This is a genomic window from Corynebacterium suedekumii (genome assembly GCF_030252185.1).
Classification (GTDB): domain Bacteria; phylum Actinomycetota; class Actinomycetes; order Mycobacteriales; family Mycobacteriaceae; genus Corynebacterium; species Corynebacterium suedekumii.
Genome location: NZ_CP126970.1, coordinates 2320825 through 2345385, shown reverse-complemented (window position 1 = coordinate 2345385; position 24561 = coordinate 2320825). Strand labels below are relative to the sequence as shown.

Genomic DNA, 24561 nt, shown 5'->3' with positions numbered 1-24561 from the left:
CGGTGCCATGACGTAGCATGGTCGGTTGTTCGACGAGTTCGACCGCAAGCCGCCGCGATCCCCATCGTCGGCGGCAACGCACATTCTTGGCCTCACATCAGCCCCCAGTCGAGGGCCTGTTCCCGGAGGAGCTACCTCATTGACCGCATCTAACCGACGCGCCGCAGCCGGCGGCAGTCAGCGGACCTGGCCGAAGCGCGCGCTGGCCCTGTTCGTCCTGGCCCTCGCCGTGATCTGGGCCCTCGTATTCTTCACCGGCGACCGGCAGGCGTCCCCCAAGTTGGGCATCGACCTGCAGGGTGGCACCCGGGTCACCCTCGTCCCGCAGGGTGAGGAGCCGACGCAGGAGCAGCTCTCCCAGGCGCGGGTCATCCTGGAAAACCGCGTCAACGGCATGGGTGTCAGCGGTGCCAGCGTGGTCTCCGACGGCAACACCCTGGTCATCACCGTTCCGGGCGAGGACACCTCGCAGGCCCGCGCGGTCGGCCAGACCTCCCAGCTGCTGTTCCGCCCGGTGGGCACCCCGGCGAACCCGGACATGGCCAGCCTGCCGGACGTGCTCGGTGACATGGCCAACCGGTGGGTCGAATTCGGTGTGGTCACCCCGGAGCAGGCCGAGGCCTCCATCTCCACGGTCATCGACGCCGTCAACCAGCAGCAGGGCGAGGACGCCACCCCGGTGGAGGCCCCCGAGGTCACCGCCGAGCCGCTGCCGGAACCGGCCAACTCCCTGGAGGCGACGGAACGCCGCCAGGAGACCACCGAGGCGCTGCGCGCCGACCGGCAGTCCACCGACCCGACGGTCCAGGCGGCCGCCAGCACCCTGCTGCAGTGTGACGCCCCGACCGACCTGCTCTCCGGCACCGACGACCCGTCGCTGCCGCTGGTCACCTGTGAGGCCGGCACCGGCCAGGTCTACCTGCTCGATCCCGCCCCGCTGCTCAGCGGCGTCGAGGACCCGGAGGGCCCGCGCCTGACCGGCAACGAGATCGACACCGAGCGCCCCATCACCGGTGGCTTCAACCCGCAGACCGGCCAGATGGAGATCAACTTCGCCTTCAAGACCGAGGGCGCCCCCAACGGCTCCGAGACCTGGGCGAACCTCACCCAGGAGTACCTGCAGCGCCAGATCGCCATCACCCTCGACTCGCGGGTCATCTCCGCCCCGGTCATCCAGTCGGCCACCCCCTTCGGCTCCGCCACCTCCATCACCGGGCAGTTCACCCAGGAGGAGGCCCAGGAGCTGGCCAACAACCTCCGCTACGGCGCGCTGCCACTGTCCTTCGCCGGTGAGGACGGGGAGCCGGGCGGCACCGCCCAGTCCGTCCCCGCCTCCCTCGGCGCCGCCTCCCTGCAGGCGGGCCTCGTCGCCGGCCTCGTGGGCCTGGCCCTGGTGGCGGTGTTCGTCTTCGCCTACTACCGGATGTTCGGCTTCATCTCGCTGATCACCCTGGGCGCCGCCGGCCTGCTGGTCTACGGTTCGCTCATCCTGCTGGGCCGCTGGATCGGCTACTCGCTCGATCTCTCGGGCGTGGCCGGCCTCATCATCGGTATCGGCACCACCGCCGACTCCTTCGTCGTGTTCTATGAGCGCGTCAAGGATGAGGTGCGTGAGGGCCGGACCTTCCGTTCCGCCACCCAGCGTGGTTGGGACAGGGCGAAGCGCACCATCGTCACGGGCAACATGGTCACCCTCATCGGTGCCGTGGTCATCTACTTCCTGGCGGTCGGCGAGGTCAAGGGCTTCGCCTTCACCCTGGGTTTGACCACCGTGTTCGACCTGCTGGTCACCTTCCTGGTCACCGCTCCGCTCATGCTGCTGGCGGCCCGTCGCCCGTTCTTCGCCCGGCCGTCGGTCAACGGCATGGGCAAGGTCTTCGAGCTCGCTGAACAGCAGCGTCGAGAAGCACGCACCACTGAAGAAGCGCCCGCCATCGTCACTGCCGCACCCGAGGAGAAGTAGATGAGCACCGCAACCACCCACTCCCGAGGCATGATCAACCGCCTGTACACCGGCGAGGGCGGTGTCGACTTCATCGGTCGCTCCCGCCTTTGGTACTGGATTACCGCCGGACTGCTCGTCATCTCCATTGCGGCGATCGGTGTCCGCGGATTCGACCTCAGCATCGACTTCGAGGGCGGCACCAAGCTCAACATGCCCGCCGGTGACCTCGTCGCCGAGCAGGTCGAGGAGACCTTCGTCGAGGCCACCGGGGTGACCCCCGAGATCACCCAGATCGTCGGCGCCGGTGACTCCCGCACCCTGGAGATCAACTCCGAGCGACTGACCACCGAGCAGGTCGACTCCGCCCGGGCCGCCATCTACGAGGAGCACCAGCCGCTCGACGCCACCGGCGAACCTTCCCCGGACGCCATCGGTGACTCCACGGTCTCCGAGTCCTGGGGCTCGACGATCACGCAGCGCATGCTCATCGCCATGGCGGTGTTCCTGGGTCTGGCGGCGCTGTACATCGCGCTGCGTCTCGAGCGCGAGATGGCCGCCGCCGCGATGATCGCCCTGGTTGTCGACGGCGTCGTCATCGCCGGCATCTACGCCCTCTTCGGGCTCGAGGTGTCCCCGGCGACCGTCATCGGTCTGCTCACCGTCCTGTCCTTCTCCATCTACGACACGGTCATCGTCTTCGACAAGGTCCGCGAGAACACGGCCGGCTATCTGGACACCCGTCGCCGGACCTACGCGGAGGAGGCGAACCTGGCGGTCAACCAGACCGTCATGCGCTCGATCTCCACGTCAGTGATCTCGGCACTGCCGATCATCGCGCTCATGGTCGTCGCCGTGTGGATGATGGGCGTGGGCACCCTCAAGGACCTCGCCCTCATCCAGCTCATCGGCGTCATCGAAGGCATCTTCTCCTCCATCTTCCTGGCCACCCCGATCCTGGTGAGCCTGGTCAACCGACGCAAGGACACGAAGAAGCACAACGAGGAGGTCGCCGCCTACCGCGCCGGCGAGCTCGACGAGGATTCCGGGGAGACGGAATCGGTGGAGGAGACTGAGCCGAAGCGCAGCGTCGCCGCCCCCCGGCCCTCCGGGTCCAGCTGGCGTCCTGACCGACGGTGACGTCTGCCGTCGTATACTGAGAACTTCACATATCCCTCCAGCACGAAGGCAGGACAGCGTGGGCGCACGGCGCGGGTTCCTCGCGGCAGTGACCGCCGTCAGCATGCTCGCCCTCGCCGCGTGCACCGGCGGCCAGGACGGCGCGGACGGCGGCTCCGGTGATTCCGCGGCACCGCAGTCGACCGATTATTTCGGCTACCTGGTGGACACCGAACTGATCACGTCGAACGCCGCGACCGACATCGGTGCCTCCTCCAACACCGAGGCACTGTCCGGCCGGCTGTACCCGGCGGTGTTCGTGCCGGGCCCGTCGGGGCAGATGATCCCCAACACCGACCTCGTGCGCACCCAGGTGCTTCCCGGGGCGAACCGGCAGGTCATCTACACCATCGCCGAGGACGCCACCTACTCCGACGGCGCCCCGGTCACGTGCACGGACTTCCTCCTGCACGTCAGGGCCGGTCAGCACGAGGGTCTGTTCGGGTCCCATCTGCCGCTGACGGAGAAGATCCTGCGGATCGACTGCCAGCCGGGCGCCAAGCGGTTCACCGTCGTCTTCGACGAGGACGGCGGCGGGCGCTGGCGGCACGTCTTCGGCCCCGGCACCGTCCTGCCCAGTCACGTCATCGCCCAGCGGGCGGGACTGAGCATCACGGACATGCACCGCGCACTGCGGGACGATGATCTGGCGATGCTCCAGGACGTGGCCTCCATCTGGCATGACGGATTCGCCCTGGCCGAGTTCGATCCGGAACTGCAGGTGTCCTCCGGCCCCTTCCGCATCGAGTCGGTGGGGGAGTCCGGAGAGGTCATTCTCGCCCCCAACGACCACTACTTCGGGGATGCCCCGAGTCTTGACCGGCTCGTGGTGTGGCCGAGTGGTTCCGATCAGCGCCAGCTGGCGGAATCCGGCGCCCTGCAGATCGCCGACGTGCGGGTCGGAGAACCGGAATGGGTCAACCGGGACGACCCCACCAACGTCTTCGACCTCGAAGCGGGGGTGGGTGATCTCACCGAGACGCTGCGGCTCGGCGATGCCGGAGTGTTCGCATATCCCGCGGCGCGCGCCGCGTTCGCCGCGTGTGTGGATCAGACGGCGGTGGCGGCGGCGTCGTCACGCGTGTCCGGGATCGACGTGCCCGCGGTGACGCTCAACTCCCTGCCGCACCACGACCCCCTCGCCGGTTATCTCGCCGACGTGACCACCCCGCACCTGGCGGTGGACATCCCGGCCGCGCAGGCCTACGCGGGAATGACGGTGCGGATCGGGTACCCGGGCGTCAACGAACGCAAGGCCGCCATGGTCGAGGCGATCCGGGCCTCCTGCGAGCCGGCGGGCATCACCGTCGTCGACGCCTCCGCCGAGGCGGGCAGCCTCTCCGATCTCACCCGCGTGACCACCGGTCGGTGGGGTGAGCAGATCATCCACGAGGGGGCGCTCGACGCGGTGCTCATGGGCATCGACCCGATGGCGGAGATCGACGCACCCTCGGCACGCGCCACGGAGGTCGACCACCTCCGCTCGGTGGAGTCGACCCTGTGGGAGGAGGTGCCGATGATCCCGCTCGCAGCGCAGCCCCGACGATTCGTGATCGACCGCACAGTAGGTAACGTGGTGGTGTACACGGGACTGGCCGGCATCGGCTGGAACATGGACCGATGGCACGTGAGTGAGGACAACGATGCTCGACAAGACCCAGACTCGAACTAACCGCTACGACTCGGCCCGGGAGGCACTGGCGGACAAGATCCGCCTCGTGCAGGACTTCCCCGCCGAGGGTGTCCTGTTCGAGGATCTCACGCCGGTGCTCGCCGACGCCGACGCCTTCCACATCGTGGTCGACGAACTCTCCGACGCCTGCCAGGCCATGGGCGCCGACCTCATCGGCGGTCTCGACGCCCGCGGTTTCCTCCTCGGCTCGGCGGTGGCCTACAACCTCGGCCTGGGCATCCTCGCCATCCGTAAGAAGGGCAAGCTGCCGCCACCGGTGCACACCCAGGAGTACGCCCTGGAGTACGGCAGCGCCGCGCTGGAGATCCCCGCGGACGGGCAGGACCTGGCCGGTAAGCGCGTGGTGCTTGTCGACGACGTGCTGGCCACCGGCGGCACACTCCTCGCCGCCCGCGATCTCATCCAGGCCTCCGGCGGCACCGTCGTCGGCTACGTCGTCGTCCTGGAGGTGGAGTCCCTGGGCGGCCGTGACCGCCTCAGCGGTGCTCCGCTGGTGGTGATAAACGCATGACCGAGGAACGCCCCCGCAGCCGCAACGCCGTCGGCGTGCGCAGCATGTCCGCCCGGCTCGCCCGCAGCCTCACCGGCACGCGGGTCAAGTCGAACCCGGTGCTCGACCCGCTGCTGTCCATCCACCGCCAGTTCCACCCCAAGGCGGACGCGGAGGTGCTCTCCCGGGCCTACGAGACCGCCGAGCGGCTCCACGAGGGCGTGGTGCGCAAGTCGGGCGATCCGTACATCACCCACCCGCTGGCCGTGGCCACCATCGCCGCCGAGATCGGCATGGACACCACCACCCTCGTCGCCGCCCTGCTGCACGACACCGTCGAGGACACCGACTACGGACTCGAGCAGCTCACCGACGAGTTCGGCGCCGAGGTCGCCCGCCTGGTCGACGGGGTGACCAAGCTGGACAAGGTCGCGCTCGGGGCGGCCGCCGAGGCCGAGACCATCCGCAAGATGATCGTCGCCATGGCCCAGGACCCCCGCGTCCTGGTGATCAAGGTGGCCGACCGCCTGCACAATATGCGCACCATGCGCTTCCTCCCGCCGGAGAAACAGGCCAAGAAGGCCCGCCAGACCCTCGAGGTCATCGCGCCGCTGGCTCACCGCCTGGGCATGGCCAACGTCAAGTGGGAGCTGGAGGATCTGTCCTTCGCCATCCTCTACCCGAAGAAGTACGACGAGATCGTCCGCCTCGTCGCCGACCGTGCACCGTCGCGCGACCGGGCTCTCAAGGCCATCACCGAGCAGGTCACCGCCGCCCTGCGGGAGAACAACATCGAGGCCGACGTCATGGGCCGGCCCAAGCACTACTGGTCGATCTACCAGAAGATGATCGTCCGCGGCCGCGACTTCGACGAGATCTTCGACCTCGTGGGCATCCGCATCCTCGTGGACAACATCAACAACTGCTACGCCGCCATCGGTGTCGTCCACTCCATCTTCTCCGCCCTCCCGGGCCGCTTCAAGGACTACATCTCCTCGCCCCGCTTCGGCGTCTACCAGTCGCTCCACACCAGCGTCATGGCACTGGAGGGCAAGCCCCTCGAGGTGCAGGTGCGCACCCACGAGATGCACTACAACGCCGAGTTCGGCGTCGCCGCCCACTGGCGGTACAAGGAGACCAAGGGCTCCCACAAGGGCGACCGGGAGGAGGTCGACCAGATGGCGTGGATGCGCCAGCTGCTCGACTGGCAGAAGGAGGCCGCGGACCCCAACGAGTTCCTCGACTCCCTGCGCTACGACCTCACGGCCCGGCAGATCTTCGTGTTCACCCCCAAGGGCGACGTAGTCAACCTGCCTGCCGACGCCACCCCGGTCGACTTCGCCTACGCCGTCCACACCGAGGTCGGCCACCGGTGCATCGGTGCCAAGGTCAACGGCAAGCTCGTCGCCCTGGAATCGACCCTCAAGTCCGGCGACCGCGTCGAGGTGTTCACCTCCAAGGACGAGAACGCCGGCCCCTCCCTCGACTGGCAGGACTTCGTCATCTCCCCGCGGGCGAAGGCGAAGATCCGGCAGTGGTTCGCCAAGGAACGCCGCGAGGAGCACCTCGACGCCGGCCGTGACGCCCTCGCCGCCGAGGTCCAGCGTGGCGGCCTGCCCATGCACCGGCTGTTCACCGCCCAGTCCATGAAGACGGTGGCCACCCAGCTGCACTACCCGGACGTCGACGCCCTCTACACCGCCATCGGTGCCGGCCACGTCTCCGCCCAGCACGTGGCCAACCAGCTCATGGCCATCTTCGGCGACCAGGACGACGCCGTCGACGCCCTCGCCGCCCGCGCCCCCATCTCCGAGCTCATCAGTTCGCAGGCCAAGGCCGCGGACTCCGAGGCCGGCACCGGGATCCTCGTCGAGGGCAGCCCCGACGTCATGGCGAAGATGGCCAAGTGCTGCCAGCCGGTGCCGGGAGACGAGATCTTCGGCTTCGTCACCCGCGGCGGGGGAGTCTCCGTCCACCGCACCGACTGCACCAACGCCGACAAACTCAACGACGAACCGGCCCGCCTGGTGTCGGTGGCCTGGGCACCGCGGGGGATCTCCGGCGGAGCATTCGCCGCGACCCTCCAGCTGGAGGCGCTCGACCGTCAGGGCCTGCTCTTCGAGATCACCCGCGTGTTCAGCGACCAGAAACTCTCGGTCATGTCGATGAACTCCCACGCCGCCGACGACCACATCGCCACCATCCGGCTGACGTTCACCGTCTCCGACACGAAACAGCTCGGCCAGCTGCTCACCACCCTGCGCAACACCGAGGGCGTGTTCGACGTCTACCGCGTCACCGCCTGACCCACATGTGGGGGTGGCGCGGGTGGCCGCGAGGTGAACACTTGTCCGCCCGCAGGTGAAGGCCCAGTTCGCAGAATTAACTGAGCCTGTGACATGCCTGGATAAGGGATAGAAAGATATCACCGATATCAGTCCTCAGAATTTCCAGGAGTTCCCCGTGAACAAGTCCCGTCGTCTGGGCCGCCTCATCGCCGCCACGACCACCGCGTCCGTCGCCCTCACCCTCGCGCCGGCGGCAATCGCCCAGGAGACCGTCGAATTCTCCGTCTCCAACATCACCGACTTCCACGGCTACCTTGAGTTCGACGACTACAACGGTTACCTCGGTGCCGCCCTGCTCGCCGGCCTGAACAACCAGATCAACGGCGACGAGAACGTCTTCACCACTTCGGGCGACAACGTCGGTGGCTCCAACTTCGTCTCCGCCATCTCGAATGACGAGGACACCCTCCAGGCCCTCAACGCCGCGGGTGTCGACGTCTCCGCCGTGGGCAACCATGAGTTCGACCAGGGCCAGGACGACCTGCGCAACCGCATCGTCCCTGCCTCCGACTACCCGATCCTCGGCGCCAACGTCTACCGCAACGGTGAGCGCATCCTGCCGGCGCACGACATCCAGGAGCGCAACGGCGTCCGCATCGCCTTCGTCGGCACCGTCACCCCGCAGACCGCCAAGAAGGTCGCCCCTTCCGCCATCGAGGGCGTCGAGTTCCGCGACCCCGTCGCCGAGACCAACCAGGTGGCCCGGGAACTCATCGACGGTGACCAGGCCGACGTGGTCATCGCCCTCATGCACGACGACGCTGCCTCCCTCGCCGCAGGGTTCGACACTGACTACGTCGACGCCGTCTTCGGCGGCGACTCGCACGTCGTCCACGCGGCCCAGACCCCGATCATCGCCGCCCAGTCCGGTGAGTACGGCAAGATCCTCACCGACATCGACTTCACCTTCAACCCGACCACCCGGGAGATCACCGCCGCCGAGATCACCCAGTACGACCTCGCCGCCGCCCAGGCCACCGGAGCCACCCCGGACGCCACCGTCGCCGCCATCGTCGACCAGGCCCGGACCCAGGCAGACGTCCTCGGCGCCGAGCAGGTCGCCACCCTGGCCAACTCCTTCTCCCGCGGCAACGACTACGGCCTCGACCAGAACGGCAACCCCACAACCGGCAACAACCGCGGGTCCGAGTCCACCCTCAACCACCTCATCGCCGAAGCCGGCCGCGCCAGCATGGCCGACTTCCTCGGTGAGGAGGTCGACCTCGGCTTCATGAACGCCGGCGGCGTCCGCCAGGACCTCCCGGCCGGCGAGGTCACCTACCGCGACGTGTTCAACATCCAGCCCTTCGGCAACGGCATCGCCGTCGGCAAGCTCACCGGCGCCGACATCCTCCTCGCCCTGGAGCAGCAGTGGAAGGACGCGGCCGCCAGCCGCCCGCGCCTGGCCCTCGGCTTCTCCGACGGCTTCTCCTACAGCTACGACCCCACCGCACCGCAGGGGGAGCGGGTCATCGAGGCCACCCTCCACGGCGAGGCCATCGACCCCGCCCGCACCTACTCCGTGGCCATGTCCTCCTTCCTCTTCGACGGCGGCGACGGATTCGACGCCTTCACCAACGTCACCGACTACCGAGACGTCGGCTACAAGGACGTCACCGCCCTCGCCGACTACCTTGAGGCCAACCCCGCCGTCGAGCCCCGCGGCGCCCAGGGTGACGTGGGCGTGACCATCGACGGCACCCTCGCCGCCGGTGAGACCGTCACCCTCAACCTCACCTCGCTCAACTACTCCACCGAGACCGAACCCCAGGCCACCGCCGTGACCGCCACCCTCGGTGACGCCACCGGCACCGCGGACATTGACACGCGGTTCATCCCGGAGTTCGACCGCTACAACGAGCACGGCACCGCGACCGTCGAGCTCACCATTCCCGAGGGCCTGACCGGCACCCAGCAGATCATCATCACCACCGACACCGGCACCGAGGTCACCGTCCCGGTCACCATCGACGGCACCGACGCCGGCACAGGTGACGACGACTCCGACGGTTCCTCCGCCGGCAGCTCCGCCGCCGGAATCGTCGCCATCCTCGCGGCCGTCGCCGGCATCCTCGGCGGTGTCCAGTTCTTCGCCCCCGAACTGTTCGCGGGTGTGACCTCCCAGATCGAGGCCCAGATCAACGCGCTGCTCAACCCGTAGAATCACGGCATGCCCCACCCCGACCTCGATCACGTCCTCGATCTGGAACGCGAGCTGCAGACACCTGCCGTGCGAGGTGACGTCGACCGACTCAGGGAACTGCTGGCCCCCGACTTCCTCGAGATCGGTGCCTCCGGGCGTCAGTGGGACAGGGAAGCGATCCTCAATCTGCTCTCCCACGAGTCGGGTGATGACATTCGGATGTCCCACCTGGCGGCGAGGGCACTGACCCCGGAGATCATCCAGGTCTTCTGGGTGTCAGAACAGCAGGGGCGTCGGGCCAGGAGAACCTCGCTGTGGCTACGGGCGGCTGGGCGGTGGCAGCAGGTGTACCACCAGGGCACGGTGCTCTGACGCGTACCCTCGGAGGCTGTGGACTTCCTGATCACTGAACTCAGCATCGAACCCCGGCGGATTCCGGTCGTCGTCCTCTCTGCGATCGGGATCTATCTCGGATTCATGGTCCTGGTGAAGATCTTCGGCTCCCGGGTCTTGAGCTCCATGACGGCCTCCGACGCCGTCGTGGTCATCATGTTCGGTGCTGTGGGCGGGCGTGTCATCCTCGGCCACCCGCCGACCCTCGCCGCCGGCCTCATCGGACTGTTCACCCTCATGCTTCTCGAAGCCGCCTTCGGCACCCTCCGCCGCTACACCGGGTGGGGCAGGCGCCTGGACCGCAGCCCCGTCCTCGTCGTCGCCGACGGACAGCTCCTGCCGGAGAACATGCGACGCTGCCACGTCAGTCGCACCGACGTCTACTCCGCGGTGCGCCGTGCCGGCCTGGGCAGCCTCGACGGTGTCCAGGCGATGATCCTCGAACCCACCGGCACTCTCTCCATCATCAGGACCGGTCAACCGCTGGACAGGGACGTACTCCGCAACGTTCGTGGGGCCGACCGCCTGGGCTGATTCAAAAAAACCGCCTCCCGTGGGGGAGGCGGTTTACGTTACTGCCGGGGCAGTAGGAGGTCTTACATGATGCGCTGGGCGAAGACGAAGACGGTGGAGAGGGCGCCGATGATGGCGGTGAAGACGCCGATCCACTCGCGGATCTCCTTGGCCTCGAGGTCGTCGGAGGAGCCCTCGCCGTTCTCGTTGGAGGAGCTGCCGAAGGAGGAGGAGTTGTCGGCCGGAGCCGGAGCCGGGGTGTCGTCGCCCTCGGTGCCGTCGTTGTCGGAGCCGCCGTCCTCGGTGCCGGTGCCCTCGCCGGCCTCCTGGGAGGTGTTGACCTCGGAGTTGGCCGGAGCATCTTCAGCGAAGGCCGGGGCGGTCATGCCGGAGACGGTCAGGGCAGCGGTGGTGGCAACGGCGGCGAGGGCCTTGCGGGAGAAGAGCTTCATGTAATTGATTCCTTAGAGGAGAAGGATCGCGATGACATGGGACAGATTAACCGGCGCATCAAGGGTTTGCAACAGTGACATTACAATTTGCTGTCAAAACTGTTACTGCTGTGACGTGTGTGAAAGAACGGGACCCGCCCACGTGGGCGGGTCCCGTCTGAGAGTCAGCTGAAGTTGACCTGTTAAGTCAGGGAGGCGGTCTCGATGCGGACCTCCTCGGCGGGGGCACCGTCACCGGCACCGCCCTCGACACCGGTCTCGGCGATGCCGTCGAGGGTGGCCAGGCCCTCCTCGGAGATCTGGCCGAAGTAGGTGTAGTTCGGGGCCAGGGGAGAGTCCTCGTAGTTGAGGAAGAACTGGGAACCGTTGGTGTCGGCACCCGCGTTCGCCATGGCGATGGAACCGCGCGGGTAGATGACCGGGGAGGTGGCCTCGCCCTCGAGCTCGTCGGTCGGGTACTCGTTGGCGAACTGGAAGCCCGGGCCACCGGAGCCGGCGCCGGACGGGTCACCGCACTGGAGGACGAAGATGCCGGAGGTGGTCAGGCGGTGGCAGACGGTGTCGTCGTAGTAGCCGTTGTCCACCAGGTGCTCGATGGCGTTGACGGTGCAGGGGGCGGTGGTGCGGTCGAGCTCCATGCCGATCTCACCCTGGTTGGTGGCCAGGGTGACGTTGAGCGTGCCGGTGGTGGGGATGTTCTCGGTCGGCGGGGTGCCGGCGTCGCGGGAGGCCTCGCCCGCTTCCGGGTACTCGCAGGTGACGGTCTCCGGCAGGGGCTGCGCGCGGGTCATGGCCAGCGGCTCCATCTCCGGGGTCTCCGGGGTGGTGGCCTCGGTCGACTCCTCGGAGGCGGTGATCTCCTCGTCGGAGGAGCGGGTGGCCAGGAACCAGATGCCGGCGACGATGACCACGATGGCCACGGCTGCGGCCAGGGCGACCTTGATGGGCTTGGACTTTTCGGCGCGGTCGCGGGACTTGAGTTCGCGGTCGAGCTGGGCGAGGGCGTCCTCGCCGCGTTTCTTGTTGCTGGTCACCGGTTGATCTTCCTCAGGCGTCGACGGATGTACGGACAGTGGCACAGTCTAGCGCCCTGGCAGGCGGGCGGAATGATCTCTACGCTTGTGGCATGGCTAACGTAACCTTCAAGAACAACGCAACCACCACCGTCGGCGAGCTTCCCCAGGTGGGGGACCAGCTCCCTGACTTCACCGTGGTCGGCACCGATCTCGCGGACGTCACCCCGGGTGACTTCGCCGGCAAGCGGGTCGTGCTCAACATCTTCCCCTCCCTGGACACCGGCGTGTGCGCGGCGTCCGTCCGTGAGTTCAACGAGCGGGCGACTTCCCTGGACAACACCGTCGTCCTCAACGTCTCCAAGGACCTGCCCTTCGCCCAGGAGCGTTTCTGCGCCGCCGAGGGCATCGAGAACGCGATTGCCGCCTCCGCGTTCCGTTCCTCCTTCGGTGAGGACTTCGGCGTGACCCTGCAGGGTTCCCCGCTGGAGGGCCTGCTCGCCCGCTCCGTCGTCGTCGCCGACGAGAACGGCAAGGTCATCTACACCCAGCTGGTCGAGGAGATCACCGACGAGCCGGACTACGACGCCGCCGTCAACGCCCTCTAGGCAATGCAGCTCTACGGTTTCGCCGCGGGCCCGTACCAGACCAACTGTTACCTGTTGGCCGGGGACGGGTCCGCGGTGGTCATTGACCCCGGCATGCACACCCACGACCGGGTGGTCGACCTGCTCGAGGAGCACGGCCTGGAGCTGGAGGCGGTCGTGCTCACCCACGGCCACATCGACCACACCCGGGACGCGGGCCAGCTGGCGCGCCGGTTCTCGGTGCCGGTGTACATCCACCCCGCCGACGCGTTCATGCTCGAGGGCGGGGAGGGGGTGTCACCGCAGTCGCAGATTCTTTTCGACGCCGCGAACATGACGCCCGTCAGCGACCTGCGGTCGCTGCAGGACGGGCAGAGAGTGACCCTCGCTGGCGTCGATACGCTCGTGCGCCATGCCCCGGGGCATTCCCCCGGCAGCGTGCTGCTCATCGCCGACGAGTTCGCCTTCACCGGTGACGTGCTGTTCCAGGGGTCGATCGGGCGCACCGACCTGCCGCACTCCGACCCGGCCGCGATGGACGCCAGTCTGCGCGGGCCCGTGTGGGAGATGGCGGATGCGCTGCAACTGCTGCCCGGCCACGGCGGGGTCACCTCCATGCGGGCTGAGCGATCCGGCAACCCCTTCCTGCGGAACCTCCGGTGACGACGGGTACTGTGAGTACCCGTGAGTGAGAAGAAGTTTCAGGCCCTGTCCGCACCCAAGGGTGTCCCGGACTACGTCCCCCCGGTGTCCCCGGTGTTCCTCAAGGTGCGCGACACCCTGATCCACCAGGCCCACCTGGCCGGCTTCCAGCACATCGAGCTGCCGATCTTCGAGGACACCGCCCTGTTCGCCCGCGGCGTCGGCGAGTCCACGGACGTGGTGAGCAAGGAGATGTACACCTTCGCCGACCGGGGCGACCGCTCCGTCACCCTGCGTCCCGAGGGCACCGCAGGTGTCATGCGCGCGGTCATCGAGCACAACCTCGACCGGGGCCAGCTGCCCGTCAAGCTCAACTACGCGGGCCCTTTCTTCCGTTATGAGCGTCCCCAGGCCGGCCGCTACCGCCAGCTGCAGCAGGTCGGCGTCGAGGCGATCGGTGTCGATGACCCGGCCCTCGACGCCGAGATCGTCGCACTGGCCGACCGCTCCTACCGTTCCCTCGGCCTGACCGGATTCCGCCTGGAACTGACCAGCCTGGGTGACCACACCTGCCGCCCCGCCTACCGGGAGAAGCTGCAGCAGTTTCTCTTCACCCTGCCCCTCGACGAGGAGACCCGCAAACGCGCGGAGCTCAACCCGCTGCGCGTGCTCGACGACAAGCGCCCGGAGGTCCAGGAGATGACCGCCGACGCCCCGCTCATGCTCGACCACCTCTCGGCCGAGTCCCGCGAGCACTTCGAGACCGTCACCGGGCTTCTCGACGACATGTCCGTCCCCTACGTGATCAACCCCCGCATGGTCCGTGGCCTGGACTACTACACCAAGACCTGCTTCGAGTTCGTCCACGACGGCCTCGGCGCCCAGTCCGGCATCGGCGGCGGCGGCCGCTACGACGGCCTCATGGCACAGCTCGGCGGGCAGGACCTGTCCGGCATCGGCTACGGCCTCGGCGTCGACCGCACCGTCCTGGCACTCGAGGCCGAGGGCGTGGTCCTCGACGGCGTGGACCGTCGCGTCGACGTCTACGGGGTCGCCCTCGGTGCGGAGGCCAAGAGGCGCATGGCCCGGCTCATCAACGACCTGCGTGCCGCCGGCATCGCCGTCGACATGTCCTACGGCGACCGCGGCCTCAAGGGCGCGATGAAGGGCGCGGACCGCGCCGGTGCCCGTTTCGCCCTCGTCCTCGGCGAGTCCGAACTTGCCGACGGCCAGGTCCAGGTCAAGGACCTCGGCTCCCATGACCAGGCGGGCGTCGCACTCGACGAGGTCGTCGCGGAGCTGGGTCGCCGCCTGACCTAGTCGGGCAGCAGTGCGCGCAGTGCGGCGACGTTCTCGTTGAACGTGTCCCGGGCCTGACGCACCGGGTCTGCGGGCAGGGCGGCCCGTGTCATCTCGACGAGCACGGGATCCTGCGGGTTCTGCCGCTGCTTGGCCAGCAGGAAGGTGGTGACGTCCGCCGTCGACGTCGTCGAGTTGCCCCAGTGCGGGGCCTCCGTCGTCGCCCGGAGTCCGTAGTAGTCGGCGGTGTGGCGGATGGCGCCGGGATAGCGGGCCTGCAGCTCGGAGGCCGTCGCATCATCGGAGGTGCGCACCATGTGACGGGCCTTCTCCGCGTCCGCCGGATCGCCGTGGGACAGGACGTAGTCGGCGAGGTAGAGCTTGATCAGCGAGAGCGCGGGTCGGGACTCGTGTTCGTTGCCGGTGCCGGCGTGGAAGCCGGTGGCCGGGTGGTCGACGCTCATGGCGGTGCGGGGCAGGGCCGGCAGGGTGCCGGCCTCAGAAGCAGGGGCAGCGGTGGTGGCGTGGAGCAGGGCGGTGGCCAGGGGGAGGAGGCTGCGGTTCATGCCCGCCACTGTTGTCCACCTATCGGTCGCCGGCAACCGTGGCAGCGGTCGTCTGAGGAAACTCTCATCCGGGCCGGCTGAATAATAATCTCCGGGGAAGTTCTGGTGACACCATTGCTGCTGTTAGCGTGGACGGATCATTGACCTCCCCCAGGGACCAAGGAGCACGCATGACCGTCACCGTCGGAGTGGATGTCGGAACGCAGGGCAGCAAGGCGGGGGTGTACACCGCCGACGGGGTGCAGGTGGGTAAGGCGTATGCCCCGCACACCATCGACTACCTCGGCCCCGGCCGCGCGGAGATGGACGTTGAGCACCTTGTCACCGCTGCCTTCGCCGCCATCGCGGACGCGCTCGATGACGCCGTCGCCGCCGGAATCCACCGCTCCGAGGTCGCCGGCATCGCCCTGTCCGGCATCCTCGTCGGCCAGGTCCTGCTTGACGAGGACGGCCAGATCCTCCACCCGGTGATCACCAGCCTGGACACCCGCGCCGAGGGGCATGCCGCGGCCGCCGCCCGCGACCTGGAACCGCTGTGGCTCACCGAGTCCGGTACCTCCACCCTCGACGCCTACGCCGCCCCCTTCCAGCTGCAGTGGATCCGCGACCACCGCCCCGAGGTGTTCGACCGCGTCGCCCGTAGCGTCTCCGTGGCGCCCTATGTCTCCGCGCGGCTGGCCGGCCTGACCCAGCAGGAGATGGTCACCGACCCCACCCACGTCTCCGGGTGGATGGTCGGCTGGGACTACGCCACCGGTGACTTCTCCCCACGCCAGTTCGCCGCCTTCGGCCTGCCCACCGACATCCTTCCCCGGGTCGTCCCCTCCGACAGCGTCATCGGTCACGTCACCGCCGAGGCCGCCGACCGGACCGGCCTGCCCGAGGGCACCCCCGTCATCGCCGGCGCCGGGGATGTCATGCAGTCCACCCTGGCCACCGGCATGACCGACACCGGCCAGGCCACCGACTCGGCCGGTACGACAAGCATCCTCACCGTCGGCGTCGACGGGATCATCCCCGAGGTCACCGACATGCCCGGCATGCTCTTCAGCCTGGGCACCCTGCCGGGGCAGGCCATCTACTGGGGGTACATCCGCGCCGGCGGGCTCTCCCTGCGCTGGTTCCGCGACCACGTGGCCCGCCTGGACGGGGACGACTCCATCTACGCCACCTTCGACGCACTCGCCGAGCAGGTCGCCCCCGGCTCGGACGGTGTGCTCTTCCTGCCGTACCTGGCCGGCGGCAACCCGGACAGCCCGCATGCCTCCGGTACCTGGCTCGGCATGGATTCCGGCACCGACACCGCCCGCCTGTGGCGCAGCGCCCTCGAGGCCGTCGCCTTCGAGTACGCCGCCACCCTGGGGGTCGTCGAACGCGGCGGCGTCGACCTCTCCGAAGTCCTGGTCACCGGTGGTGGGGCGGGGAGTACGGTGTGGAATCAGATCAAGGCGGACGTCACCGGCGTGCCGTGGCGGCGACCCCACCGCGTCGACGGCCCACCCCTGGCCAATGCCGCGCTGGTCAACCAGGCCCTCGGGCTCACCTCGGACATGGCGGCCCAGCTCGCCGACTGGACCTCCGGTGGGGAGACCGTCACAACGGACGAGGACGCCCACGAGATCTACCGGCGGGCCGCCGAGATCCGCACCCGGCTGCTCGCCGGGCCGATGCAGGAGGTCTTCGCCTCCGTCCGCCAACTTCGACACCTCTAGGAGAAACACCATGACCCTGCTGTACAAGTGGAACGCCACCGCCCCCGACGTCGAACTGCTGCGCACCGACAACCCCACCGAGATCGCCGCCGAACTGCAGACCCTGGGCGTGCGCTACGACCGGTGGGCCACCAAGGAGCTCGCCGACGACGCCGACCAGGACGCCGTCCTCGCCGCCTACGCCGAGGAGGTGCGCAGGATCAGCGAGGAGGAGAACTTCGTCACCGTCGACGTCGCCCGCCTCCGCGACACCGGCCAGCCCGACTTCGCCGCCACGGCGAAGGGTGCCCGGGAGAAGTTCCTCGACGAACACACCCACGCCGACGACGAGGTCCGCTTCTTCGTCGAGGGCTCCGGCACCTTCTACCTGCACATCGACGACACCGTCTACGGTGTCGTCTGCGAGGCCGGCGACCTGCTCTCCGTCCCCGAGGGAGCCACCCACTGGTTCGACATGGGGGTCAATGACCCGCAGTTCTGCGCCATCCGCTTCTTCCATGACGGCGAGGGCTGGGTCGGCGACTTCACAGGGAGAAGATCTCCGCCTCCTTCCCCGGCCACGACGAACTCATCGCCGGAAAGTAGCACCCATGATCACCCTGCCCCGCCCCAGCGTCATCGTCCTCGACATCGAGGGCACCACGTCCTCGACGTGGTTCGTCCACGACACCCTCTACCCCTACTCCCGGGAGCGTTTCGCCGCGATCCTGTCGCGCCGTGACCGGCACCCGGACGTCGAACGCGCCCGCACGCAGATCGTCGAGGAGGCGGGACTGGCGGGGGACGCGGGCGTCGAGAAGCTCGTCGCGGCCCTCGAGGGCTGGCTGGACAACGACGAGAAACGCACACCGCTGAAGACCCTGCAGGGTCTGATCTGGGCGGAGGGTTTCGCGGCAGGGGAGCTGACCTCGCACTTCTACCCGGACGCGATTCCCGCGATCCGGCGCTGGCACGAGCAGGGCATCGGGCTGCAGATCTTCTCCTCCGGCTCTGTCAACGCGCAGACCTCCTGGTTCGGCAACACCCCCGACGGGGACCTGCTGCCGCTGTTCTCCGGCCACTTCGACACCGAGAACGTCGGCCCGAAGAAACTCGCCGCCTCCTACGCCACCATCCGCGAGGAGATCGGGGTGCCGGCGGAGCAGCTGCTGTTCTTCTCCGACCTCGTCGAGGAACTCGACGCGGCCCGTGCGGACGGCTGGGGCACCGTCGGCGTGCGCCGCGAGGGCGACCAGTACTTCGACCGCGGCGTGGGCGAGCACCCCGAGATCGCCTCCTTCGACGAGGTGGAGTTCCGGTGAGCGTCCTCGGCCAGCCCGTCAGCGGGCGTTATGATGTCGCCGTCATCGGCGGCGGCATCTCCGGCGTCCAGATCGCCCGCCACGCCGCCGGACGTGGCCTGCGCACCGTCCTGTTCGAACGCGACGACTTCGGCTCCGGCACCTCCGCCGCCACCACCAAGGCCATCCACGGCGGCCTGCGCTACCTCGAGCAGTACGACTTCGGCGTCGTCGCCGAGTCCGTGAGCGAACGCCGCTATCTCGGCCTCGCCGCCCCGCACCTTGTGCAGCCGCGCAGTTTCCTGCTCACCGCCTATGACTGGTCCGCTCCTCCGGCACCGGTCCTCGGTGCGGGAGTCGCCCTCTACGAGGCGATGGCCCTGCGCCGCAACGTCGGCGTGCCCAAGGACATCCGCTCGCCCCGCTTCCGTTGGGTGGGCAAGAAGGCGCTACTCAAGCAGGTTCCGTGGCTCACCCCCGAGGGCTTGACCGGTGCGTGGCGCCACGACGACACCCTCAACATCCACCCCGAGCGCCTCCTGTTGGCCATTCTGCAGAGCTTCGTCGCCGACGCCGGCACCGCCGTCAACCATGCGCCGGTCACCGGTCTGCTCCGCGACGCCGCCGGCACCGTCCGCGGCGTGCAGGTCACCGGCGACACCGACATCGAGGCCACCGTGGTCATCAACGCCGCGGGCCCGTGGGTCGCCGCCGCCCTCGGCGATCTCGCCGAACCCGCCGGCGTCCGGGTGAAGCAGGCCAAGGGCGTCCACCTGGTCACCCGTGACCTGGGCGGGCGCGACGGCGTGTTCGTGCGCGGGCGCAACGGACGCCACATCGTGGTCAACCCCTGGGAGGGCAAGACCCTCGTCGGGCCGACGGACACCGCGATGGCGGGCAGCGCCGACGACGCCGTCGCCGACGTCGACGACATCAACCTGCTGCGCGAGACCATCGACTCCGTCTCCGCGACGCCGCTGACCCGGGAGGACGTCGAATCCACCATCGTCGGCGTGCGCCCGCTCGTCGACGACGGCTCCGACACCTACACCTCCTCCCGCCGCTTCGACATCCGCGACCACGCCGACGGCGGGCTGCCCGGCCTCTACACCGTCACCGGCGGCAAGTGGACCACGGGGCGGGCGATGGGGGAGAAGGTCATGGACACGGTGATCAGGGCACAGCGCGACCAGCTGCCACCGACCCGCGACTTCGACTCCCGTCACCTCGGCCTGTCGACCTCCTTCGGCGACTACGACACCGTCGCCGCCGCCTTCGAGGCCGCCGCCGCCCGCCGGCCTGAGGCCGGCCTGCCGCGGGAGACCCGCATCCATCTCGCCCGGCTCTACGGCACCGCCCACGAACAGGTCCTGCGTCTGGTCACGGAGCATCCGGAGCTGGCTGAGCGCGTCGACGGCAGCGATGACATCCTCGCCCAGGCCGTGTACGCGGTGACCGAGGAGGCCGCCGAGAACCTCACGGACGTCCTCGACCGGCGGCTGACCGTGGGCACCCTCGGATTGGTCTCCGAGCAGGCCGTGAATCAGGTGGCGGGCACCATCGCTCCGTTGCTGGGCTGGGACGACGCCACCCGCGACGGCCAGGCGCAGGCGTACCTGGCTCAGCTGGCCGGTGAGACGGCCGTCATCGACGACGCTTTTCGCTCCACGCCGCCCACGCGATAGCTGCACACACCGGCGCCCATACCTTCTCCGCACGGGCGGGGGAGAGGGCATTGGGAATGGTGGCCACCGCCATGACAGTGGCCAGCGCCCCCAGGCCGGCCCGGGAGCCGATGCCGACCGCGGCGGCGACGCCGAGGTAGACCGGTGCCGCCACCGCGCTGCTCAGCCGGAGATGACCGGGCAGGACCCCGGAATGGGCGCCACCGTAGGAGGCGGCACCCCACGGCCGGCCCAGGGCCAGACCGGCCTGGAACACCCCCAGGGTGGTGAGACCGGTGGCCATGACGATGCGGGCGATCATGTCAGCACTCCGTGATGTTGACGGGCAGGCCGAGGTTGACGGCCAGCCCTCCGGTGGAGGTCTCCTTGTACTTGGTCATCATGTCGCGACCGGTCTCGGCCATCGTGGCCACGACCTCGTCGAGGGTGACCCGGTTGGTGCCGTTGCCCAGCCGGGCCAGGCGGGCGGCGTTGATGGACTTCACCGCGCCGATGGCGTTGCGCTCGATGCAGGGGATCTGCACGAGCCCACCGACCGGGTCACAGGTCAGGCCGAGGTTGTGCTCCAGGGCGATCTCGGCGGCGTTCTCGACCTGAGCCGTGCTGCCACCGAGGATGGCGCACAGGCCCGCCGCGGCCATCGCGGAAGCGGACCCCACCTCACCTTGGCAGCCGACCTCCGCACCCGAGATCGAGGCGTTCTCCTTGATGATGATCCCGATTGCCCCGGCCACGAGCAGGAAATCCCGGGCATCTTCCCGGGAGAACTCGGGCAGGAAGTCCCGCGCGTAGTGCATGACGGCAGGAATGATCCCGGCCGCACCGTTCGTGGGCGCGGTGACGATCCGCCCGCCGGCCGCATTCTCCTCGTTGACCGCCAGAGCGTAGAGATTGACCCACTCAATCGCGCCCAGCCCGCCGTCGTAGTTTCCCTCGGACTGGCCGATGAGCTGGGCGTACAGGCCCGGCGCGCGTCGGACGACACCGAGCCCGCCGGGCAGCAACCCGCTGGTGGCGATGCCGGCGGTGACGCACTGGCGCATGGTCATCCACACCTCGTCGAGGTGCTGGTCCACTCCGGGGCGCAGGGCGTTCTCGTTGTGGCGCATCAGTTCTGCGACGGTGAGCTTCTCCCGCGCGCAGTGGGCCAGCAGATCCTGCGCGCTCGTGAAGGGGTACGGCACCTCCCCGGTCGGGGCGGCGGTGGCGGCGCCGGAGGGTAGGCCGGTGGTGGAGCGGGCGTCGAACTCCGCCTGCGAGAGGATGAAACCGCCGCCGACGGAGAAGAAACGGTCGCCGTTGAAGGCGACACAGTTGGGGTGTTCCGCCACCGGTGTCGGGTCGAAGGTCAGCCGATAGCTGATCGTCCCGGCTGGGCCGGTGAACTCCCCCGCGGCCGGGATCTGGGCGCCGAGCGGGGGATCCGCGTCAGCGGGCACGGTCGTCGGTGTCCACCCGACGAGACCGAGAAGAATGGCCCGGTCGGTGCCGTGACCGGCGCCCGTGGCAGCCAGTGATCCGTGGAGAATGATGTCCACGTGGTCCGGCAGGCCACCCTGCTGCTCCACCCAGGCGCCGGCGGCCCGCATGGGACCGACCGTATGGGAGGAGGAGGGTCCGATACCGACGCTGAACAGGTCCAGGACGCTGATGGTCATGGCCGCCAGCCTACTGGCCGTCGTGGCCCTTTAACAGGGCGGCGAAATCGACGAAACCCTCGCCGGGCTCCACACCCGTGCGTCGGCGCACACCCTGGCCCTCGGCGGTGACCCCACCGAGGCCGCCGACGCTGGCGGAGGCCACCATCTGATCGGCGAGCTCACCCGCGGCACGGTTGACCCGGGACTCCAGGCCGGCACCGTCCTCGGAACCGAAGTCATCGGTCGCGGCGAACACACCGGTGGGGACGACGAACGCACGCATGTAGGTCATCAGCGGACGCAGCGCGTAGTCCAGGACCAGCGAATGCCGGGCGGTACCCGCCGTCGCCGCGATGATGACCGGCATGCCGTTGAGCGCATCCTGGTCGAGCACGTCGAAGAACGTCTTGAACAGGCCCGAATAGCTCGCCTTGAACACCGGAGTGACCACGACCAGGCCGTCGGAGGCGGAGACCTTCGCCTTCACCTCATCGAGGGCGGGGGAGGACATGCCGGTGGTCAGCGAGCGACCGAGGTCATTGACCAGCTCACGCAGCTCGATGACCTCCACCTCCAGGGACTCCCCGCGGGCGGAGACCGCGGCGGTGACCGCCGCTGCGATGGAGTCGGCCACCCGGCGGGTGGTGGACGGAGTGGACAGGCCGGAGGAGATGACGGTGAGAGTACGCACCTACGCCTCCTCTTCCACCGGGCGCACCTTGAAGTGCGGGGAATCCGGGGTGTTCTTCAACGACGCGTGGGTCGGCGGGTCGGACGGGACGTGATCGGGGCGACGCGCCTCCATGCGGGTACGCAGCTCCGGCACGACCTGGGTGCCCAGAATCTCGATCTGCTCGAGCACCATCTCCAGCGGCAGGCCGGCGTGGTCGATGAGGAAGAGCTGACGCTGGTAGTCGCCCACCCAGTCCGCGAACTCCATAGTGCGGTCGATGACCTGCTCCACCGTGCCCACCGTCAGCGGCGTCATGTCGGTGAACTCCTCCATCGACGGGCCGTGGCCGTACACCGGAGCATTGTCGAAGTAGGGGCGGAAGGTCTCCTTCGCCTCCTCCTCCGTCGCACCGATGAACACCTGGCCACCGAGACCCACGATGGCCTGGTCCGCCTGGCCGTGACCGTAGGACTCGTAACGACGACGGTAGATCTCCACCATCTTCGCCGTGTGCTCCTTGTTCCAGAAGATGTTGTTGTGGAAGAAGCCGTCACCGTAGAACGCGGCCTGCTCGGCAATCTGCACGGAACGAATGGAACCGTGCCACACGAACGGCGGAACACCGTCGAGCGGGGCCGGAGTGGAGGTGTACCCTTGCAGCGGAGTACGGAACTGGCCCTGCCAGTTGACCACCGGCTCACGCCACAGCCGGCGCAGCAGATGATAGTTCTCGATCGCCAGTGGAATGCCCTGGCGGATGTCCTTGCCGAACCACGGGTACACCGGACCGGTGTTGCCACGGCCCATCATGAGGTCCACCCGGCCGTCGGCCAGGTGCTGGAGGTAGGCGTAATCCTCGGCGATCTTCACCGGGTCATTGGTGGTGATCAGCGTGGTGGCGGTGGACAGCTGGAGACGTTCGGTCTGGGCCGCTATGTTGGCCAGCAGCACAGGTGGGGTGCCGGGGGCGACGAAGGGCGGGTTGTGGTGCTCGCCGGTGGCGAAGACGTCGAGGCCGACCTCCTCGGCCTTCTTGGCGATGGCGACGGTGGCCTTGATCCGCTCATTCTCGGTCGGGGTCTTGCCGGTTGTCGGATCCTGCGTGACGTCACCGATGGTGAAGATGCCGAACTGCATTGTTAACTCCTTTGTGGGTTGCTAATGCCCACACTGTATGTGACATGTCAACAATGTGTCAAGGAGGGTTCCGCTCGGTCGGTCCGCCGTGGGGTGTGCGGCGAGGGGAGAATTTTCGTCTTTTTCGATCTGATCCAGAACGTGCAGGTCAGGGCGCTTTCAAGGAAGGGGTGGAAACGAAAGGAACGAAAGAACCCCGAGGCTTTCGATTTTTTCGAATCGCCCTGCCCCTGGGATGGGCTCCTGACCAGCGAGAATGGAAGGGAAACGAAAAGAACGAAAGAACCTGCTCCTGGGCCCACCTCCCTCGGCCCCGTCGTTCAGGAGTCCACCGCCTCCATCAGCCGGGCGATGTCGGAGCCGCCGATCACCCGGATCGGGCGCTGATCCTTCCGGCCGTCCTCCGTGATCAGTCCCGCCCGCGGCAGCGATCCGTCCTTCCCGGGCGTGGTCATGGCATCCAGCGCCGCCTGGGCGGTGACGTCCCGGGGCAGGAACACCGCCCGGTCCGTTGATTCGGCGTAGCGCAGGACCTCTGCCACGGAACGGGCGTCGAGATGGTCGTTGTCGTCCAGATCTGCGGCGACCCAACGGGCGATGGTGTTGGTGGTGAGCAGGTCCACCGATCGTCCGTTGTCGTAGACGGGGAACTGGCTGATCTCGGTGTCCCGGATGACCGCGAGCACGGTGCCGATCGGTGCGGTGGGGGAGAAGGTGCGCACCTCCTGTGGCCCGAGGACGGTGAGCGCCAACGGGGGATCGCGGAGGATGTCGCGGATGTGCTCGATCTCGGCGACGGTTTCCGGGAGTGGTTCGGCGATGGGGCGCAGGTCGTCGGTGTAGCGGCCGTGGCTGATGGCATTGCGGAGGTCACCGAACTCTCGTAGATCGGCGGCCTGGTCCTCGGAGATGAGGTGGCGTTTGTTGGCCTGGTCCACCATCCACCGGAAGCTGTCGGTCTTCTTCGCGCCGAGGGTCTCCCGGAGGTGTGATTCGATGTCGTTGAAGGCGGCCAGGAAGGGGATTGCCCGATTGTCAGTCACGTCTCCAGCGTAGACTTTTCGGTCATGGCCGTTTCCCGTGACGAGCTGCGGTACCTGCTCCAGCAGGCCGACCGTGTCCTCGAGATCGTTCCTTCCGCCCGCGCGCTTCTCGACGCCGCCCCGGCCACCGT

General features: G+C 68.4%; 23 protein-coding genes. 15 read left to right on the top strand and 8 right to left on the bottom strand.

The window, feature by feature from the left end; genetic code table 11:
* Positions 1-139: 139 nt before the first annotated feature.
* From secD to QP029_RS11670, 8 genes are all read left to right on the top strand, one after another.
* Positions 140-1963, top strand: coding sequence for a protein translocase subunit SecD (gene secD, locus QP029_RS11705; RefSeq protein ID WP_284874459.1), 1824 nt, complete (start codon positions 140-142; stop codon positions 1961-1963).
* Positions 1964-3082, top strand: coding sequence for a protein translocase subunit SecF (gene secF, locus QP029_RS11700; protein ID WP_284874458.1), 1119 nt, complete (start codon positions 1964-1966; stop codon positions 3080-3082).
* Positions 3083-3185: 103 nt separating this feature from the next.
* Complete coding sequence (locus tag QP029_RS11695) at positions 3186-4793, top strand: ABC transporter substrate-binding protein (protein ID WP_284876241.1); 1608 nt, start codon at positions 3186-3188, stop codon at positions 4791-4793.
* Entirely contained in the window at positions 4765-5325 is a 561-nt protein-coding gene (locus QP029_RS11690) for an adenine phosphoribosyltransferase (protein ID WP_284874457.1), read from the top strand. The genes QP029_RS11695 and QP029_RS11690 overlap by 29 nt, the downstream gene beginning before the upstream one ends.
* On the top strand, positions 5322-7610 hold the full coding sequence (locus tag QP029_RS11685) for a RelA/SpoT family protein (protein WP_284874456.1): 2289 nt from the start codon (positions 5322-5324) through the stop codon (positions 7608-7610). Before QP029_RS11690 ends, QP029_RS11685 begins: the two co-directional genes overlap by 4 nt.
* 157 nt (positions 7611-7767) lie before the next feature.
* The gene (locus QP029_RS11680) at positions 7768-9813 is read left to right on the top strand and encodes a bifunctional metallophosphatase/5'-nucleotidase (protein ID WP_284874455.1); all 2046 of its coding nucleotides are present in this window, start codon (positions 7768-7770) and stop codon (positions 9811-9813) included.
* A 9-nt stretch (positions 9814-9822) separates the two neighbouring features.
* A complete protein-coding gene (locus tag QP029_RS11675) occupies positions 9823-10167 on the top strand; it encodes a nuclear transport factor 2 family protein (RefSeq protein ID WP_284874454.1) in 345 nt (114 codons plus the stop codon).
* A gap of 18 nt (positions 10168-10185) precedes the next feature.
* A complete protein-coding gene (locus QP029_RS11670) occupies positions 10186-10722 on the top strand; it encodes a DUF421 domain-containing protein (protein WP_432418681.1) in 537 nt (178 codons plus the stop codon).
* A gap of 62 nt (positions 10723-10784) precedes the next feature.
* Here the strand turns inward: QP029_RS11670 and QP029_RS11665 are convergent, their stop codons facing one another.
* On the bottom strand, positions 10785-11153 hold the full coding sequence (locus QP029_RS11665; RefSeq protein WP_284874453.1) for a hypothetical protein: 369 nt from the start codon (positions 11151-11153) through the stop codon (positions 10785-10787).
* A gap of 182 nt (positions 11154-11335) precedes the next feature.
* A complete protein-coding gene (locus QP029_RS11660) occupies positions 11336-12187 on the bottom strand; it encodes a peptidylprolyl isomerase (RefSeq protein ID WP_284874452.1) in 852 nt (283 codons plus the stop codon).
* Positions 12188-12279: 92 nt separating this feature from the next.
* Between QP029_RS11660 and tpx the strand changes: the two genes are divergently transcribed.
* From tpx to hisS, 3 genes are read left to right on the top strand one after another with little or no spacing between them, the layout of a single operon-like run.
* Positions 12280-12774: a thiol peroxidase gene (gene tpx / locus QP029_RS11655; protein WP_284874451.1), complete on the top strand. Its 495-nt coding sequence runs from the start codon at positions 12280-12282 to the stop codon at positions 12772-12774.
* A 3-nt stretch (positions 12775-12777) separates the two neighbouring features.
* A complete protein-coding gene (locus QP029_RS11650) occupies positions 12778-13416 on the top strand; it encodes an MBL fold metallo-hydrolase (protein WP_284874450.1) in 639 nt (212 codons plus the stop codon).
* 21 nt (positions 13417-13437) lie between these two features.
* Positions 13438-14715, top strand: coding sequence for a histidine--tRNA ligase (gene hisS / locus QP029_RS11645; RefSeq protein ID WP_284874449.1), 1278 nt, complete (start codon positions 13438-13440; stop codon positions 14713-14715).
* On the opposite strand, the gene QP029_RS11640 is transcribed toward hisS, so the two are convergent.
* Entirely contained in the window at positions 14712-15260 is a 549-nt protein-coding gene (locus QP029_RS11640; RefSeq protein WP_284874448.1) for a hypothetical protein, read from the bottom strand. The genes hisS and QP029_RS11640 overlap by 4 nt on opposite strands.
* A gap of 170 nt (positions 15261-15430) precedes the next feature.
* Here QP029_RS11640 and QP029_RS11635 point away from each other — a divergent pair, with 170 nt between their 5' ends.
* The 4 genes from QP029_RS11635 to QP029_RS11620 are packed head-to-tail and all read left to right on the top strand — an operon-like array spanning position 15431 to position 19937.
* The gene (locus QP029_RS11635; RefSeq protein ID WP_284874447.1) at positions 15431-16972 is read left to right on the top strand and encodes a xylulokinase; all 1542 of its coding nucleotides are present in this window, start codon (positions 15431-15433) and stop codon (positions 16970-16972) included.
* A gap of 10 nt (positions 16973-16982) precedes the next feature.
* Complete coding sequence (locus tag QP029_RS11630; RefSeq protein WP_284874446.1) at positions 16983-17693, top strand: 1,2-dihydroxy-3-keto-5-methylthiopentene dioxygenase; 711 nt, start codon at positions 16983-16985, stop codon at positions 17691-17693.
* Positions 17590-18273 carry an acireductone synthase gene (gene mtnC / locus QP029_RS11625; protein ID WP_284876239.1) on the top strand — a complete coding sequence of 228 codons (684 nt, stop codon included), beginning with the start codon at positions 17590-17592 and terminating at the stop codon, positions 18271-18273. Before QP029_RS11630 ends, mtnC begins: the two co-directional genes overlap by 104 nt.
* Positions 18270-19937 carry a glycerol-3-phosphate dehydrogenase/oxidase gene (locus QP029_RS11620; RefSeq protein WP_284874445.1) on the top strand — a complete coding sequence of 556 codons (1668 nt, stop codon included), beginning with the start codon at positions 18270-18272 and terminating at the stop codon, positions 19935-19937. The genes mtnC and QP029_RS11620 overlap by 4 nt, the downstream gene beginning before the upstream one ends.
* Here the strand turns inward: QP029_RS11620 and QP029_RS11615 are convergent.
* The 5 genes from QP029_RS11615 to QP029_RS11595 form a co-directional block, all read right to left on the bottom strand.
* Positions 19897-20238, bottom strand: a complete 342-nt coding sequence (locus QP029_RS11615) for a hypothetical protein (RefSeq protein ID WP_284874444.1) — start codon at positions 20236-20238, stop codon at positions 19897-19899. The genes QP029_RS11620 and QP029_RS11615 overlap by 41 nt on opposite strands.
* 1 nt (position 20239) lies before the next feature.
* On the bottom strand, positions 20240-21595 hold the full coding sequence (locus QP029_RS11610; RefSeq protein WP_284874443.1) for an L-serine ammonia-lyase: 1356 nt from the start codon (positions 21593-21595) through the stop codon (positions 20240-20242).
* 10 nt (positions 21596-21605) lie between these two features.
* Positions 21606-22268 carry an FMN reductase gene (locus QP029_RS11605; protein WP_284874442.1) on the bottom strand — a complete coding sequence of 221 codons (663 nt, stop codon included), beginning with the start codon at positions 22266-22268 and terminating at the stop codon, positions 21606-21608.
* Positions 22269-23387 (bottom strand): LLM class flavin-dependent oxidoreductase, encoded by a 1119-nt coding sequence (locus QP029_RS11600; protein ID WP_284874441.1) that lies wholly within the window; start codon positions 23385-23387, stop codon positions 22269-22271.
* A gap of 320 nt (positions 23388-23707) precedes the next feature.
* Entirely contained in the window at positions 23708-24430 is a 723-nt protein-coding gene (locus tag QP029_RS11595) for a CBS domain-containing protein (protein WP_284876238.1), read from the bottom strand.
* Between the last annotated feature and the right edge of the window lie 131 nt (positions 24431-24561).

Excerpts from the sequence above, each read along its gene's own strand:
- tpx (WP_284874451.1), top strand. The coding sequence starts at position 12,280 with ATGGCTAACGTAACCTTCAAGAACAACGCAACCACCACCGTCGGCGAG.
- QP029_RS11695 (WP_284876241.1), top strand. The coding sequence starts at position 3,186 with ATGCTCGCCCTCGCCGCGTGCACCGGCGGCCAGGACGGCGCGGACGGC.
- QP029_RS11685 (WP_284874456.1), top strand. The coding sequence starts at position 5,322 with ATGACCGAGGAACGCCCCCGCAGCCGCAACGCCGTCGGCGTGCGCAGC.
- QP029_RS11640 (WP_284874448.1), bottom strand. The coding sequence starts at position 15,260 with ATGAACCGCAGCCTCCTCCCCCTGGCCACCGCCCTGCTCCACGCCACC.
- QP029_RS11615 (WP_284874444.1), bottom strand. The coding sequence starts at position 20,238 with ATGATCGCCCGCATCGTCATGGCCACCGGTCTCACCACCCTGGGGGTG.
- QP029_RS11630 (WP_284874446.1), top strand. The coding sequence starts at position 16,983 with ATGACCCTGCTGTACAAGTGGAACGCCACCGCCCCCGACGTCGAACTG.
- QP029_RS11690 (WP_284874457.1), top strand. The coding sequence starts at position 4,765 with ATGCTCGACAAGACCCAGACTCGAACTAACCGCTACGACTCGGCCCGG.
- secF (WP_284874458.1), top strand. The coding sequence starts at position 1,964 with ATGAGCACCGCAACCACCCACTCCCGAGGCATGATCAACCGCCTGTAC.
- QP029_RS11610 (WP_284874443.1), bottom strand. The coding sequence starts at position 21,595 with ATGACCATCAGCGTCCTGGACCTGTTCAGCGTCGGTATCGGACCCTCC.
- QP029_RS11675 (WP_284874454.1), top strand. The coding sequence starts at position 9,823 with ATGCCCCACCCCGACCTCGATCACGTCCTCGATCTGGAACGCGAGCTG.
- QP029_RS11650 (WP_284874450.1), top strand. The coding sequence starts at position 12,778 with ATGCAGCTCTACGGTTTCGCCGCGGGCCCGTACCAGACCAACTGTTAC.
- QP029_RS11600 (WP_284874441.1), bottom strand. The coding sequence starts at position 23,387 with ATGCAGTTCGGCATCTTCACCATCGGTGACGTCACGCAGGATCCGACA.
- QP029_RS11665 (WP_284874453.1), bottom strand. The coding sequence starts at position 11,153 with ATGAAGCTCTTCTCCCGCAAGGCCCTCGCCGCCGTTGCCACCACCGCT.
- QP029_RS11635 (WP_284874447.1), top strand. The coding sequence starts at position 15,431 with ATGACCGTCACCGTCGGAGTGGATGTCGGAACGCAGGGCAGCAAGGCG.